Source organism: Chryseobacterium sp. UF-290 (genome assembly GCF_058245615.1).
This window is the reverse complement of sequence record NZ_JBSICB010000003.1, coordinates 318,559-334,704: the sequence shown is the minus strand read 5'-3', so window position 1 is coordinate 334,704 and position 16,146 is coordinate 318,559. Positions and strand designations below refer to the sequence as shown.

Sequence of the window (16,146 nt, the reverse complement as noted above, 5' to 3'; positions counted from 1 at the left end):
TACATTATCTCCCTCTAACTTTTATCTTTTCGTAACATTTCTGCTAAAGACTCTTCCATCTTTCAATGTAAAGCGCAGAATATAAACTCCCCAGTCATAACCGGTCATATTGATCTTCACCTGACGATTTAGTGCTGGAATATTCTGTTGCTGGAATTTCCAGTGGACTGTACTATGCTGGTAAAGTGAAACGGATTCTATCAATCCATCTACCTCTTCAGTCCAGTCTATGGTAAGGTAATCATTCACCGGAACCGGATAGAGCCTGATCTGCTTCCAGAACGCCTTTTCGTCAATGGCAGACACCTGCCTGGCAATAGCTGTGACTTTTGTCTGTTCTTCAGCTTTTTCTTCTTTTGTAATAAGCTCTTCAGGGGCTTTCTTCCCTGCTGCGTCAGGACCTCTGTATCTTTGGTTTCCTGCTTCGTCATATTTGAAATAAACCTGAGTTTGTGAAAACCCCAGAGCTCCTATTAACAGAGATATCAGGGAAAATAATTTTGTTTTCATTTCTTATTTTTTATGGTTATCAGTTTTTGTACTTGTTTTTTTAATTCCTTAATCTCTTCAGACTGAGATTTCAAAGTTTTATTTTCTTCTTTAAGTTCTTTAATTTGCTTGTTCTGCTCAATTGAATAAAGCGTAAGTTCTTCTATTTTCTGCAATAGTTTTATCTGGAACTCTCCAATATTTACACCTTCTTTTTCCATCACTTTTGCAGAAGCAATTTCCGGAAGGTGCTTTTTTTCTTTGATGTGTTTTTCAATATCTTCTAACTTAGGCAGGTTATAATTCTCGTCAAATACAAAATCAGCGGTAGGGCTCAATGTCACTTTAATTTCTTTTGCTTCAAACTTTCCATATAATGAGGCATTTCCGCTTTCTCCATTGATCACAAATGATTTCCCCCAATCCCAATCATTATTTCCTGCAGTTCTCGGTGCAATATGTAAGGTTTTTCTTCCGTCATCAGGAGAGTGGAATATCCAGGAATTACTCCCCCCGCTAACGAAATCCAGGAATCTGGCATCTCCATTTACGTCCAGCTTAGATTCAGGTACAGCTGTTCCTATTCCTACATACCCGTTATTCAACAACTGTATTATTCCCCCGGTCGTTTGCAGTCTTATTCCTCCGTGCCATTTGATGTCCAATCCATCTGAACCACTTACCGGATAATGGGTCAGATAATAATTGACAGGGTCCGAATTCCCATATAATTTGTCAAAAGCAATGTTTTGGGAAAATAATGTTCCGAATGCAATTAACCCAATAATTGATGTTAGTTTTTTCATGGTTGATAAATTTTAAGTGTTTAATTGATAATTTTTTAGCATTTTTCTAGCATGAACAGATATCATCAAATGTCCCAAGCTTCTTTAAACAAAGAAAGTAGTAGCTGTTCATTTTGTCAAAATTGCCGGTAATAATTGCTTTAGTAAAGCTTGATAATAATTTGTTTTCATGTTTTTTTATTTAGTTTTTCAAGATGCAATTTAACTGTTTAGCATGTTTCAAACTTATTAAATTGATTTAACATTTATAAATTCATAAATTTATAAGGTATTTATACGTGTCGAAGAACAAAAATCTCTCATCACAGCGACAAAACTTGTCGTATTAAAAAGTTTATTTTTAACTAAAGTGAAGAATCCCCAAATAACAATTCTTTTCAGCACAAGAATGCTTTCTTTCATAAGCTCTGCCGTTTTTTATTTTACAGCATCCGGATTAAACCATAAATATTCAGTAACTAGTAAAGAAACTAAAATGACAAATGCAAAACCATCCTTTTTTAAGGATGGCTTTTTATTTCTAGATAATTTCCAATTTACTTTTTGATAATAATATTCTTCTTCCCTAAAAGCTTTAATATTGATGCCAATTTATATAAGTCATAATCTATAATTTTCCGTTCCCTTTTTAAAACTTTTTGCAAAAACTCCCAATCCTCAATAAGACTTCCCATTGTAAGTTCCGTAGGTTCTTTATAAGGATTGTATAAGTCTTTATCTGGAATATTCCAATAAAGATCATCTCCAAATTCAAAAGTATCTGTGTCATTTAATTCGTTCAATTCATCTGACAAAACATTGATAAGCTTCTTGATATCCAAAACTTTCAAAATCATATTATTGCTTTCCATCATCTATTATTTATAAGTAAGATATTCTGTTTTCTATAAACTTCCATTAGGACTGCATTGATACTAATTTCCAAGAAAATAAAAAAAGACCTCATACAGGCCTTTATATTTTAGATACAACTATTACTTTTTAAGATCATCAATCTCCTCCTGAATAGATTTAATCCTATCCCTTAATTCCTGGCTTACCTTTCCAGGAATTTTTTTAACTTTTCTCAGATCCAGAGCCAGCATAATGGAAGCGATTCCCATAAAGATAAAAGAAACTCCGGTAAGGGTTACTAAAGAAATTCCTGTAAATACAGGATTGAATATCAGCAGCAGGGAAAAGATAATTCCTCCCACACTGGCAAGGGCTACATTCCCCCAACTCATTATTTTCATACTTTTCAGGTCAAATGCAAAGCCCAATAACTGAAAAGAACGGAACAGTAAGGTGAAACCTACCACAAACGGCAGCACAGCCATTGAAATCTGAGGATTTGCGATCAGGTAAATCCCTATTGCCGTAGTCAACAATCCGCTTACCAGGAACCATCCCCAGCCCTGTAATGATTTGCTGTTTTGCAGGGAAAAGAATATTTCTGTGATCCCGGAAAATAAAAATGAAACACTAAAGAAAACAGAAAGCGTCACATACGTTGCAAGAGGTACACTGAATACGTAAAAGCCACAGATCAGAAAGAGAATTCCGAAGATCAAGGGAATATACCAATGTTTTACAGTATTGGTAAGGGTCTGAAATAAATTAGCCATAGGTGTCTTTTTTAATCTTGCCTACTTTGTATAGCGGTGTTCGGCTTGTCCGCAGGAACTCCAAACAGGTTATAATTCTCACCTGAATTTGAAATATAGCCTTTACTAAGGTACAAAAAATAATGAATCTAATCATTCTTTTTCTCTGAATGTACTGTTTACCTTTACTACTATTTACATAAAATAAAAAGGTGAAAATCAAATGATTTTCACCCTTCAAAATACACTTAGTGTGCTTTTATAATGTTAATTAGGTTTATATAATCTATACATTACGAACAAGAATCCTAACCATACAGGGATCAGAATCACCTGAATTTCCATTCCTGTAATGCTCATTAATCCAAGAATAAGCACTAAAAAAACGATACATATATAATTGGATATAGGATAAAAAATAGATGGAAACTTCGATTGAATGCCGGATTTATTGATCGATCTTTTAAATTTTAAGTGGGTATAACATATCATCAGCCAGTTGATAATCAAGGTAGAAACCACAAGAGCCATCAGGTATTCAAAAGCTTTCTCCGGCACTAATTTATTGATAATAATACAGATTCCGGCAAAGCATGATGAAACAAGAATCGCATTGATAGGAACTGAGTTTTTATTCAGTTTTTTCAAAAATTTCGGAGCATTTCCCTGCTGAGCCAATCCGAAAAGCATTCTGCTGTTGCTGTAAACACTACTATTGTAAACAGATAATGCAGCGGTCAGAACAATTAAGTTAAGAACATTAGCGATCAATGAATTGAACTGAACTACTTTACCAAAAAGAGTGAATTCAAGGCCATTAAGATTTTGAAATACCATGACAAACGGGCTTGAACCTTCTGTAATTTCTCTCCAGGGACTTAGTGAGAATAAGATCACCAAAGCGCCTACGTAGAAAATCAATATTCTATAGATCACCTGATTGGTAGCCTGAGGAATTGTTTTCTCAGGGTTTTTCGCTTCAGCAGCTGTAATCCCGATGAGTTCCAGCCCTCCAAAGGAAAACATAATCATCGCCATGGCAGCAAACAATCCGGAAAACCCATTTTCCGTTTTATTGAATAATCCTTTGGGAAAGAATCCGCCATCATTCCATAAATTGGTAATAGTTGCTTTTTCTCCGCCTGTTCCACTTACCAGCAGGTAAACTCCAAAGATGATCATGGCAATAATAGCAACCACTTTGATAATGGAGAACCAAAATTCGGTTTCACCATACACCTTTACTGAAGCAAGATTAAGAGCGTTGATCACAAGAAAAAAGAATAAGCTGGAAACCCACAAGGGAATTTCCGGCCACCAAAAGTGAATATAGTGCCCAATGGCCGTAAGCTCAGCCATACTTACCAGAATATAGAGGATCCAGTAGTTCCAGCCTGAAGCAAACCCAGGAAAATTTCCCCAGTATTTATAAGCAAAGTAGCTAAAGCTACCCGAAACCGGTTCCTGAACTACCATCTCACCAAGCTGACGCATAATAAAAAAGGCAATGATACCGGCTAAAGCATAGCCTAAAATAACCGATGGTCCGGCTAATACTGCCGCAGGGCCGATTCCCAGAAATAATCCGGTTCCTATGGCACCTCCAAGGGCAATTAATTGTATATGTCGATTTGTTAATCCTCTAACTAAAGTCTCGTTTTGTCCTGTTTTATTTTCGTTGTTCATTGAATGAATTATTCGGTCGCTAAATATATAAAAACTTTTCAGAGAAATTCACATTCCATGGGGTAATTTGACAATTCAAACTAATGATAACAATAAAACATAATGAAGATAAGATATTCCTGTTTTTAAGGAGATAAGGAAGTTTAAGTATGGAAGATGGAAGTAATTGGGATGAAAAGATAGTTTTAGGAGTTCTCTCTTACATCTCCATCAGTAATCTAAATCTATTTTACCAGGCTTGGATTAATTATTATTTATAAATATTCTTTTGGAATCGAAATGTTGTTCTTTTTCATGTATTCCAGAAGGCCCTGATATTTATCTTCAGATCCGGCTGTTCCGCATTTATGTGAAATACTGCAGATATCGGAAGGCTTAATGTCTAAAATATCAGATATTTTAGTAAGGATCTCCAGGTTGATCTTCACCTTAGAGTTTTCAATATCGGAATATGCTTTCTGGGAAATCCCCATTTCAAAGGCCATATATTCCTGCGTAAGATCTTTGCTCCTACGGATTTTCCTGATATTTTGCCCACATATTTTCATCGTTTTTGTTTTAGTAGTTTTCGGTATATTTTAGAAGATTATCTATTAGCCTTCAACAAAGTTAATAAATACCTTTGACAAAACATTATACACGTTACATGACATTTATTTTCATTAAAGAAAAAGGGCTGAAATAAGACTTTTTCAGAGAAAATATCACTTCAGTAAACACTATTGGAATTTATGGATACGCAAAAATTTAATTATGACAATAATATTGTCAGAGCATTCCTCTATGCTACTATCGCATTTGGACTTGTCGGATTTCTGCTGGGACTTACGGCCGCATTAATGCTTTTTTATCCTGAATTGCCTGAATTTTTATTCGGTACGGATGACACTACTATTAAAAGTTTAGCATCGGGTAATATTCAGGGATTGATCAATACTCAGGGAGCAATGGGCTTCGGAAGGATCAGAATGCTTCACACGAGTGCCGTAATCTTTGCTTTTGTGTGTAACTCCTTTTTCTGCGGTGCTTACTATAGTATGCAAAGGCTGCTGAAAACAAGAATGTACAGTGACACCTTATCCTGGTTACATTTCTGGTCATGGCAGTTTATGATTGTTACCGTAGTGATTACTTTCTTAATGGGAATCAATACCTCTAAAGAATATGCTGAGCATGAATGGCCTATTGACATTTTAATTGCCTTCTCATGGATTATCTTCGGGATCAATATGTTCGGAACCATTGCCAAAAGAAGGGTAAGACATCTATATGTAGCTATCTGGTTCTATCTGGCCACCTGGCTCGCTGTAGCGATGCTTCACATCTTCAATAACCTGGAAGTTCCGTTATCTTTCACAGGCTGGAAATCTTATTCTGTATATGCAGGTGTAAAGGATGCACTGGTACAATGGTGGTATGGTCACAATGCGGTAGCATTCGTATTAACCACTCCTGTATTAGGTCTGATGTACTACTTCATGCCAAAAGCAGCTCAACGACCGGTATTCTCATACAAATTATCCATTATTCACTTCTGGTCGCTGATCTTTGTATACCTTTGGGCCGGCCCTCACCACCTGCAATATACAGCATTACCGGCATGGGCCCAGGCTGTGGGAACAGGTTTCTCCATCATGCTTATCGCTCCATCGTGGGGAGGTATGCTGAATGGTCTTCTTACTTTAAGAGGAGCCTGGGATAAAGTAAGAGAAAATCCTATTCTTAAATTCTTTGTAGTTGCTGTTACCTGTTACGGTATGGCTACTTTTGAAGGACCTTTATTAGCAACAAAATCATTAAATAAAATCGGGCATTATACCGACTGGGTAATTGGTCACGTACACTTAGGAGCTCTTGGATGGAACGGTTTCATGGCATTCGGAGTTGTATATTATCTGGTTCCGGTCATGTGGAGAACACCACTTTGGTCTAAAAAATTAGCCAACTGGCACTTCTGGCTGGGAACATTGGGAATTATCTTCTATGCGGTACCAATGTATATTTCAGGATTCACACAAGGATTAATGTGGAAGCAGTTCAACCCGGACGGAACCTTATTATGGAAAAACTGGTTAGATACGGTAACAGCGATCATCCCTTACTTTAAAATGAGATTCTTAGGAGGTGTTCTTTATCTTTCAGGAGCAATCTTAATGGTGATCAACGTAATCAAAACAGTGAGAGCCGGTTCATTCCAGAAAGAGGTTCCTGCGGAAGCACCTGCATTAGCCAACATAGGCAGCGCAAGAAAAGAAGGAGAAGGTGTGCATCTGTGGTTAGAAAGAACTCCAGCTCTCCTTTCTATATTGGCTTTCATCACAGTAGCAATCGGTGGTCTTGTGGAAATCGTTCCTACATTATCATTGAAGCAAAGCGTTCCTACCATTACCGCAGTAAAGCCATACACACCACTGGAACTGGAAGGAAGGGATCTATACATCCGTGAAGGTTGTAACTCCTGCCACTCTCAGATGATCAGACCTTTCCGTGATGAAGTCGTAAGATTTGAAGGAAAGAACGGACAGTATTCTAAAGCGGGAGAATTTGTTTATGACAGACCATTCTTATGGGGATCTAAAAGAACCGGACCGGATCTGCACAGAGAGGGAGGCAGAAACCCTGACTCATGGCATTTCAAGCATATGTACAACCCAAGAATTACTTCTGCAGGTTCTATCATGCCGCGTTTTCCATGGTTAATTACCAACAAGCTGGACCGCTCCCAAATGGTAGACAAAATGAAATTAATGAAAAACGCCTTTGATGTACCCTATACAAAAGCTCAGATCGACTCAGCCAATCAATGGGCAGATAACCAATCGAAAGCTATTGTACAGAGAATCTACTCAGAAGCTACTGATGTAAAAGATCAGATGACAAAAGAAAGAACAGTAAAAGGATCTGCTTATATCCCGCTTGAGCATAGAGAAATCGTAGCGATGATCGCCTACCTGCAAAGACTGGGTACAGACATTAAAACGACACAGATTCAAACAGCAAGCGTAGAGTAATCATTAAAATTATATTGTAATGAAAACGAGAACCCCAATTTCAATATATATCGCAACAACGATAGGTTTAACGATCATGGCCTTTGAAATGTTCGCCAGTGATTCCGGCTACTTTTCTTCACCATTTTTCTGGGCACTGATATTGATTGCTATTATTCTTCTACTCATCATGAATTCTATTGGTGATCTGATTGAGAACGAAAGCTTCAGCCGGTTATCGGAAGAAGAGAAAAAAAAGTACCTGGCAGAAAAAAGCGTTCCTTATTACCAGAAGCTTTGGAACTCTGCTTTCAAAAAGCAGTCAGTCACTGAGGAAAAAGATATTCTTATTGACCATGGTTTTGACGGTATCACAGAGCTTGATAATTCTCTTCCCAAATGGTGGATCGGCCTGTTTTGGTTCGGATGTATATTCTGTGCTGTATATCTGACGGCCTTTGCCTTTACAGATTACGCCCATCCGGATGCGGAATATACCAAAGAAGCAAAGACCATGCTGGCATCCATCGAAGAGTATGAAAAAAATGCTCCTCAGGTCAACCTAGAAACAGCAAAATACAGTGCAGATAATATCACGGAAGGTCAGGAATTGTTCAAAACCAATTGTGTCACCTGTCACGGAGATGGTGGTAAAGGAGGTATCGGTCCCAACCTTACCGATACCCACTGGATCAACATTCAGGAGAAAAGCTTATTTAAAAATGTATTCTGGATGCTGGAAAACGGTTCTCCCAACAATCCTACAATGAGGCCTTTCATCAAAGATGGAACTATCACAGGAAGGGATGCTGAAAAAATTGCGGCTTATATCTACCACATCAATCAGGAAACCGCTCCTATCACACCTTCCCAGGGTGGTGCCGCTCCACAGGGAGAAGAGGTAAAATGGGAAAACGGAAACGATTAAAAAAATTTATTATCTTATCATATAAACCATGCCATGCCCCCTTTACTACACTAACATTTGAATTTTCATTTTTGCTAACTAAACCTTTTCAACATTAAAAAATGATATAAAGGGGGCATTTTAAAGCATAAAAATCCACACCTTGGCTCGTCTTACTCAACTATTCACTTGACAACTACAAACTAAAAATTCCATAATAAGGCAGCCAAGGCAGGATTTTTGCATTCGCAAAGGGTACCACAACAGAGAATGAATAAATTAGTATTATTATCTTTGTTACAAACCCATTCCATTTGAAACCAAGAATCAACAAAAGAAAACTTTTAAGGCGTATTGCAATAACCTTTATCTCAATATTGGTTTTACTTACGCTGTTGATACTAAGCCTGAGACTTCCTGCCGTTCAAAATTTCATCAAGGACCGGCTTATTGTTTATCTCGAGAAAAAGATTAAAACTCCGGTAAGCCTTGAAAGAGTCTATATCGGGTTTCCCAATAGTCTTGTGATGGAAAACCTTTATCTCAAAGGACAGGATGTGGATACTCTTTTAGCTGTGAAAAAGCTTGATGTAGGTTTACATATGCTGAAGCTCATCAATTCCAAGGCAGACATTACTTCTTTAGAGATGGAAGGAGCCAGGGCCAATGTGGTAAGAAAGCCTGATGGCAAATTCAATTTCGATTATATCATCGATGCCTTTGCTACCAGTGATAAAGAGGAAAGTCCTTCCAAACCTTTTATTATTTCTCTTGATAAAATTAATTTAAAAGACATCGGGGTTACTTTCAACGATCAGCAGTCTAAAAATGACATTAAGCTGTATTTTAAATCATTTGATACCCGGGTTAAAACCTTCGATCTTAATAAAAACAGCTATGCTGTCAATGATATTAATCTTGACGGATTAAAATTAAAGTTAAAGCAGGACCTTATAGAAGAAGTTTCCAAAAAGGTGGAGAAAAAAGTAGACTCTCTCAATGAAAAGAAACCGATGAGTATTGGGTTGAGAGGCATCAAACTTACCAATTTCAACATCGATTATGGTGATGAAAATACCAAAACATTTGCTAAAGTTTTATTTAAAGAGCTGAGCACAAAGGTCAATAAACTTGATCTTGAAAACAATTCCTATAACGTTGCCAATGTCTTCCTTTCCGGAGCAGATATCAATGCCAACCTTTATCTTCCTGCTCAGAATGCCAATCCGAAAAATTCAAAAGAACCTGAAATCTCCAAAGCTTCCGACCAGGATAAGGCCATAAGCCTTCTTTTAGGAAAACTGGTCCTTAATGACGTAAAAGTAGCTTACAACAATACAGCTATTGCTCCCACTAAGCAGGGAATGGATTTCAATCATCTAAACTTTTCCAAAATGAATGTGGAGGTGAGAAGCTTCAAAATGGAGAATAATACATTTGCTGGAACCGTCAATTCCGCAGAAATTCAGGAAGGAAGAGGATTGGATATCCAGAAATTCAATACTGATTTCGTGTATGCGGAAAAGGAAGCTTACCTCAAGGATCTTTATCTGCAAACCCCAAAGACCTTATTGCGTGATGAGGTTATTTTAAATTACAGCTCTATTGATCAGCTAAGTTCAAATCTCGGTGCAGTAAAGATTTCTGCCAACATTAAAGATTCAAAAATAGGATTTTCAGATATTTTAAATCTGGTTCCTACTTTAAGAAATACTGTTCCGTTCAACAAATATCCGAATGCCGTTCTCAATGTGAATGCCAATGTAAAAGGAAGTGTGAATGACCTGTTGATCCAGAATCTTAAAGTTTCAGGATTAGACCAGCTTAGAGTACTGGCATCAGGAAAGATCAAGAATGCAATGAATCCTGATCATCTCTATTATGATCTAAGGATCGGAGAATTTTCTTCCAATGCAAAAACGATCTTCAATCTTGTTCCTAAGAATACCATTCCATCCAATATTTCCCTTCCTTCGAATTTCAGCATCAAAGGAAATGCAAAAGGAACAACTAAAATGGTCAATGCTGATCTGAACCTCTACTCTACCCTCGGAAATGCTGCTATCATCGCCAATGTCGATATGCGCAGAAAAAATCATGAGCTTTATGATGTAAAGGCAAATCTTCAGGGAATACAGGTTGGAAAGATCATTCAGAATAAAGATATCGGTCCTGTCACTGCACAGATTGCAGCAAAAGGGGAAAGCTTTGATTTTAAAAATGCCCATGCAGATTTAAAAGGTCATGTTGCTTCTGCTGTATACAAAGGATACCGTTACCAGAATATGAATCTGACAGGTAAGATCAATAAAGGAGCCTATCATGTTATTTTGGATTCAAAAGATCCGAATGCCAGTTTACTGCTTACCGCTTCGGGGGTTTATGATGAAAAGAATCCTACGGTAAAAGTGAATGGAGAGGTTATCAAACTGGATGTAAATAAACTCGGCTTCTATGAAAAACCGATGATCATTGCCGGAAAGATCGATGGAGATTTTACAAGCCTCGATCCCAATAACCTTAATGGCTATTTAAACCTGAAAAATTTTGCGTTTTCTGATACCAAGGAGGTCTATCCTGTACAGGAAATCAATCTGAAGGCTTCATCTACAACAGATTCCACACAGATTCTTTTCAATTCCCAGATTGCAGACGTTGAGCTCAAAGGCAAATACAAGCTTACTCAGATCTTTGGAGCTTTAACGCAGACCGTCAATCAGTATTACCAGTTCCAGAAACCGGATAAAACACAGAAAATAGATCCAGGACAGCATTTTATCTTTACCGCGAAGATTAAAAATGATGATCTGATCAGAAAATTTGTTCCGGACCTGAAGAGTTTTGAAACCATCAACCTGGCAGGGAACTATGACGCCGACTCTCAGAAAATCGAAATTGACGGACAGATCCCGCAATTGTTATACGGTGAAAATACCATTGAGAATGCTTCACTAAAAGTAACCAATGAAAATCAGGCATTGCAGTATAATCTCAACGTAGCTTCATTAAAAAGCTCAAGTTTATCTTTACATAAGATCAATATTGGAGGAGATGTTGCTGACAATACGATCAATTACAATATTACCACCAAAGACGACAAAGATGTGACGCAGTTCCTTATTGCAGGAAATGCCAAATCGTTAAATGATATTACTGAAATTTCCCTGAATCCTAATGGACTAAAACTGAACTACAGCGATTGGAATGTCGCTGAAAACAACAGCATCCAGATCAGCAACAAAGGAATTTTAGCAGATAACTTCATTTTATCCAATGCGGGAAGTGAAATTTCTCTTCAGTCAGAAAACGAAAACCCAGGCAGCCCTTTGAACGTTTCATTGAAAGATTTTAAGATCGAAACCATTACAGAACTTATTAAAAAAGATACAGTACCAGTACTGGCCAGAGGAACGATCAACGGAACTGCTCAGCTAAGAGATGTCATGAAAAATATGACCTTCACATCCGACCTAAATGTTTCAGACCTGATCGTATACGGAAGCCCTGTCGGAAACCTTGCGGTGAAAGTAAACAATGCTTCACCGAATCTTTTAAATGCTGATATTGCGCTTTCAGGAAACAATAATGATGTGAAAATTTTCGGGGATTACAATACTTCTTCCAGTACATTCGATCTGAATATGGCGATCAAAAAGCTTCAGATGAAAAGCATTCAAGGTTTCTCTATGAATGCGATTACCAATACGGAAGGCCATCTCTCCGGAAACCTAAAGATCACAGGAAATACAACCCAGCCCAATATTGCAGGAAAAGTAAAGTTCAATGATGCGGGACTGGAAATAGCAAAAACAGGAAGCGACTTCAGAAAACTGAATGATGAGATCAATTTTACCAGCCGTGGTATTGAGTTTAATAAGTTTAAGATCAATGATAAGGACGGAAATGCCCTTGTGGTGGACGGACAGGTTCTTACACAAACCTACAGGGATTTTGCATTTAATCTTAACGTTAATGCGAAGGATTTCAAAGTAGTCAATTCAGAAAAATCGAATGATGCCATGATGTATGGTATTCTTGCGATTGATGCGGGGCTTCGGATCCGTGGGAATCTGGATTTACCCAAAGTAGACGGAAGATTGAGTGTCGCAGACAATACGGATTTCACTTTCGTTCTTCCCCAGTCTAGTCCTTCTTTACAGGAAAGAGACGGTATTGTGGAATTTATCGATCAGGATCAGGTCGTTTTAAACAAAACGATCAAAGCAGATTCCCTGGATTCCAAAAGCCGTATCAAAGGAATGGATGTAAGTGTAAATATTGAAGTAAGTAAAGAAGCCAAACTATCCATTGTTATAGATAAAGCAAATGGTGATTTTGTAAAACTTCAGGGAGAAGCTGAATTAACAGGAGGAATAGATCCTTCCGGGAAAATGACATTAGTAGGAGTGTATGAAGTTGAAAAAGGAAGCTATGATCTTTCGGTTAGTTTACTTAAACGTAAATTTGATATTCAAAAAGGAAGTACCATCACCTGGACAGGAGAACCTACTATGGCTCAAATGGACATTACAGCTGTCTATAAAACTGAAGCCGCACCTATCGATTTGGTAGAACAACAGGTAAGTGGTGATGGAAGCCAGTCTCTGATAAATCAATTTAAGCAGAGAATACCATTCAATGCTCTGTTAAAAATGAAAGGTGAGCTATTGAAGCCTCAGCTTAGTTTTGACATTACGACTGAAGAAAAAAACAATTCCGTGTCTACCAACGTTAAAGATGTCATTGATCAGAAGCTCACCCAGCTCAGAACACAGGAATCTGAAATGAACAAACAGGTATTTGCTCTGCTGCTTCTGAACCGTTTCATCGGAGAAAATCCTTTTGAAAGCGGTGCCGGAATGTCTGCCGAAACGATGGCAAGACAGAGTGTAAGTAAAATTCTGTCCCAACAGTTAAATAATCTTGCCTCAGGTCTGATTAAAGGTGTCGACCTGAATTTCGGTCTTGATTCAACGGAAGACTATTCCAGCGGACAGAAAAACACGAGAACCGACCTTAATGTGGATATCAGTAAAAAATTATTGAACGATAGATTGAAAGTAACCGTAGGAAGTAATTTCGGACTGGAAGGAGAAGCCCGCCAGAATGAAAATATGACCAATATCGCCGGTAACGTATCTGCAGACTATAGTCTTTCAAAAGATGGAAGATATATGCTGCGTGCTTATCGTAAGGATGAATATCAGGTCGCTCTTCAGGGACAGATCATAGAAACCGGAATCGGATTTATCATTACATTGGATTATGATAAATTCCGGGAGATCTTCCAAAAATCAAAAGAGAAAAAACCTAAAAAGAATCAAAATAACCAAGTGGTAGAATTTAAATAATGAGTAAGAAATTCCCTACATATTGTAAATATCTGTTGGTTTCCGGGATGGTATCAACAGTGATCTCCTGCAGCAATACAAGGTTTTTGAAAGAAGGTCAGATGCTCTATACCGGAGCCGAAGTAAAGATCGAAAATGATACGATTCCCAAAAAGGAAAAAAAAGATCTGCAATCTGCCCTGGAAGCCAATCTTACCCCCAAACCCAATTCTACATTTTTGGGAATGCGGCCTAAGCTGTATTTCTATAATATAGCCAAAGAGCCTAAAAAGGATAAAGGCTTTAATTACTGGCTTAAATATAAAATGGGTGAAAAGCCTGTCCTACTAGGTGACGTAGATCGGGAATTCAATAAAGACATCATTGAAAATTATTCTGAGAATAAGGGATATTTCAATGCAAGAGCTACTTATGATACGGTTTCAAAGAGCAAAAAAGCTAAGGTTATTTACACGCTAAGACCGGGAGCCAGATATCTTATTGACGGGGTAAAGTTCCAGAAAGATTCTACCCTTGTTAATCAGGAAATTCAAGGTTTAACGAAGAGAACACTTCTTAAAAACGGGAAACCATTTGACCTGGACGTGATCAAGGCAGAAAGGGAAAGAATTGATAACGGTCTAAAGGAAAGAGGCTTTTATTATTTCCATCCTGATAATATCATTGTACAGGCAGACAGTACGGTAAGTAAAAACCATAAGGTAGAGCTTAACGTAAAACTTAAAGATAATACTCCTGATCTTGCCACTCAGCAATTCAGCATTGATAAGGTTGTAGTATTTCCCAATTATAACATCCAAGATGTAAAAGAAGGGAAATACAGCATTCCGATGGATAAAGATTCCCTTTCCAAACATACTCTTGATGATATTTATGTTATTGATCCTCAGCATAAGTTCAAGCCGAAAATTTTCGACAGGGCTTTATATTTCAAAAAGGGAGATCTTTATAACCGCTCCAACCATAATCTTACCCTGAACCGGCTGATCAGCCTGGGAGTTTTCAAATTTGTAAAGAATGAATTCATCGTATCAGATTCGTTAAACCATAAATTTGATGCTTACTATTTACTGACACCAAGACAAATTCAGTCGCTCCGTCTGGAAGCTTTAGGAAGAACAAACTCTGCGAACTATGCAGGTAGCGAGCTTAACCTGAACTGGACGCACAGAAATTTCTTCCGGGGTGCAGAACAATTTAAAGCTGCCATATACGGAGCTTTTGACTTCCAAATGGGCGGTCCGGAAAATGCCAACAATATGTTCCGTGCCGGAACGAATGTACAGCTCTCTATTCCGAGAATTGTGGCTCCGTTCCGTTTTAACTCATCCAGTGCGTTTGTTCCGAGAACGAATATTACATTGGGTTATGAATTCCAAAACAGGACAAAATATTATACGCTTAATAATTTTACAGCCTCATTCGGGTATCTATGGAAAGAAAATGCAAGAAAGGAACATGAACTGAAAGTGATTGACATTACTTTGGTGTCTCCAGCAAAAGTTACAGAGGAATACTATAAAATATCTGCAGAGAATGCTGCCATGCAGCGAATCGTACAGAAACAGCTTATCTTTGGACCTACCTATTCATATACCTATACTAATACTATGCTTCCGAAAAGGAATACTGTTTATTATAAAGGGACACTTGATCTGGCAGGAAACATCACCGGCCTGGTTACGGGAGCCAATGTAAAAAAAGATAAAGAGAAGCAAATTTTCGGGATTCCTTTCAGCCAATATGCAAAGATTGAAAATGACTTCAGATTCTATCATAAATTCACTGAAAAATCTTCGCTGGCAACAAGATTCATTGCCGGAATCGCCTATCCATACGGAAACTCGGAATTCATTCCATTTTCCAAACAGTTTTTCTCAGGAGGAAGTAACAGTATCCGGGCATTTAGAGCCAGAACATTAGGACCTGGAAGCTTTGATCCGAGAACAATAAAAGAAGGAACCTATTTTGATCAGTCCGGAGATATCAAGCTTGAATTAAATGCAGAATATCGTGCTAATCTTTATAAGTTTTTAAATGCTGCCGTTTTTGTAGATGCCGGGAATATCTGGCTCATCAATAATGATAAGGACAGACCGGGAGCGAAATTCTCAAAAGAATTTTTGAATGAAATTGCCGTTGGAGCCGGAGTTGGTCTAAGACTTGATTTCTCTATTCTGATCTTAAGATTAGATCTGGCCATGCCACTGAGGGTTCCTTATTACGAAAAAGGAGACCGGTGGGCTTTCGATAAAATTAATTTTGGAGATCCGAGCTGGAGAAAAGATAATCTGGTTTTCAATATTGCCATAGGATATCCTTTTTAATATG

10 protein-coding genes are annotated in these 16,146 nt (G+C 37.8%); 4 read left to right on the top strand and 6 right to left on the bottom strand.

Features of this window, described 5'->3' with window-relative positions; genetic code table 11:
* Positions 1 to 21: 21 nt before the first annotated feature.
* The 6 genes from AC4IF5_RS05405 to AC4IF5_RS05380 form a co-directional block, all read right to left on the bottom strand.
* On the bottom strand, positions 22 to 510 hold the full coding sequence (locus AC4IF5_RS05405) for a T9SS type A sorting domain-containing protein (RefSeq protein WP_490732393.1): 489 nt from the start codon (positions 508 to 510) through the stop codon (positions 22 to 24).
* Positions 507 to 1,295 (bottom strand): hypothetical protein, encoded by a 789-nt coding sequence (locus tag AC4IF5_RS05400; RefSeq protein ID WP_490732391.1) that lies wholly within the window; start codon positions 1,293 to 1,295, stop codon positions 507 to 509. Before AC4IF5_RS05400 ends, AC4IF5_RS05405 begins: the two co-directional genes overlap by 4 nt.
* Before the next feature lie 536 nt (positions 1,296 to 1,831).
* Entirely contained in the window at positions 1,832 to 2,146 is a 315-nt protein-coding gene (locus AC4IF5_RS05395; RefSeq protein ID WP_490732389.1) for a hypothetical protein, read from the bottom strand.
* Between the two features lie 123 nt (positions 2,147 to 2,269).
* On the bottom strand, positions 2,270 to 2,902 hold the full coding sequence (locus tag AC4IF5_RS05390; RefSeq protein WP_490732387.1) for an HdeD family acid-resistance protein: 633 nt from the start codon (positions 2,900 to 2,902) through the stop codon (positions 2,270 to 2,272).
* A 246-nt stretch (positions 2,903 to 3,148) separates the two neighbouring features.
* Positions 3,149 to 4,567 carry an amino acid permease gene (locus AC4IF5_RS05385; protein WP_490732385.1) on the bottom strand — a complete coding sequence of 473 codons (1,419 nt, stop codon included), beginning with the start codon at positions 4,565 to 4,567 and terminating at the stop codon, positions 3,149 to 3,151.
* A gap of 254 nt (positions 4,568 to 4,821) precedes the next feature.
* Positions 4,822 to 5,115 carry a helix-turn-helix domain-containing protein gene (locus AC4IF5_RS05380; protein WP_490732384.1) on the bottom strand — a complete coding sequence of 98 codons (294 nt, stop codon included), beginning with the start codon at positions 5,113 to 5,115 and terminating at the stop codon, positions 4,822 to 4,824.
* Positions 5,116 to 5,298: 183 nt separating this feature from the next.
* On the opposite strand from AC4IF5_RS05380, the gene ccoN reads away from it, so the two are divergent.
* From ccoN to tamL, 4 genes are all read left to right on the top strand, one after another.
* Positions 5,299 to 7,578 carry a cytochrome-c oxidase, cbb3-type subunit I gene (gene ccoN / locus AC4IF5_RS05375; RefSeq protein ID WP_490732382.1) on the top strand — a complete coding sequence of 760 codons (2,280 nt, stop codon included), beginning with the start codon at positions 5,299 to 5,301 and terminating at the stop codon, positions 7,576 to 7,578.
* A 19-nt stretch (positions 7,579 to 7,597) separates the two neighbouring features.
* Positions 7,598 to 8,485 (top strand): cbb3-type cytochrome c oxidase N-terminal domain-containing protein, encoded by an 888-nt coding sequence (locus AC4IF5_RS05370; RefSeq protein WP_490732380.1) that lies wholly within the window; start codon positions 7,598 to 7,600, stop codon positions 8,483 to 8,485.
* A 293-nt stretch (positions 8,486 to 8,778) separates the two neighbouring features.
* Entirely contained in the window at positions 8,779 to 13,815 is a 5,037-nt protein-coding gene (locus AC4IF5_RS05365; protein ID WP_490732378.1) for a translocation/assembly module TamB domain-containing protein, read from the top strand.
* Entirely contained in the window at positions 13,815 to 16,142 is a 2,328-nt protein-coding gene (gene tamL / locus AC4IF5_RS05360) for a translocation and assembly module lipoprotein TamL (protein ID WP_490732376.1), read from the top strand. Before AC4IF5_RS05365 ends, tamL begins: the two co-directional genes overlap by 1 nt.
* Positions 16,143 to 16,146: the final 4 nt, after the last annotated feature.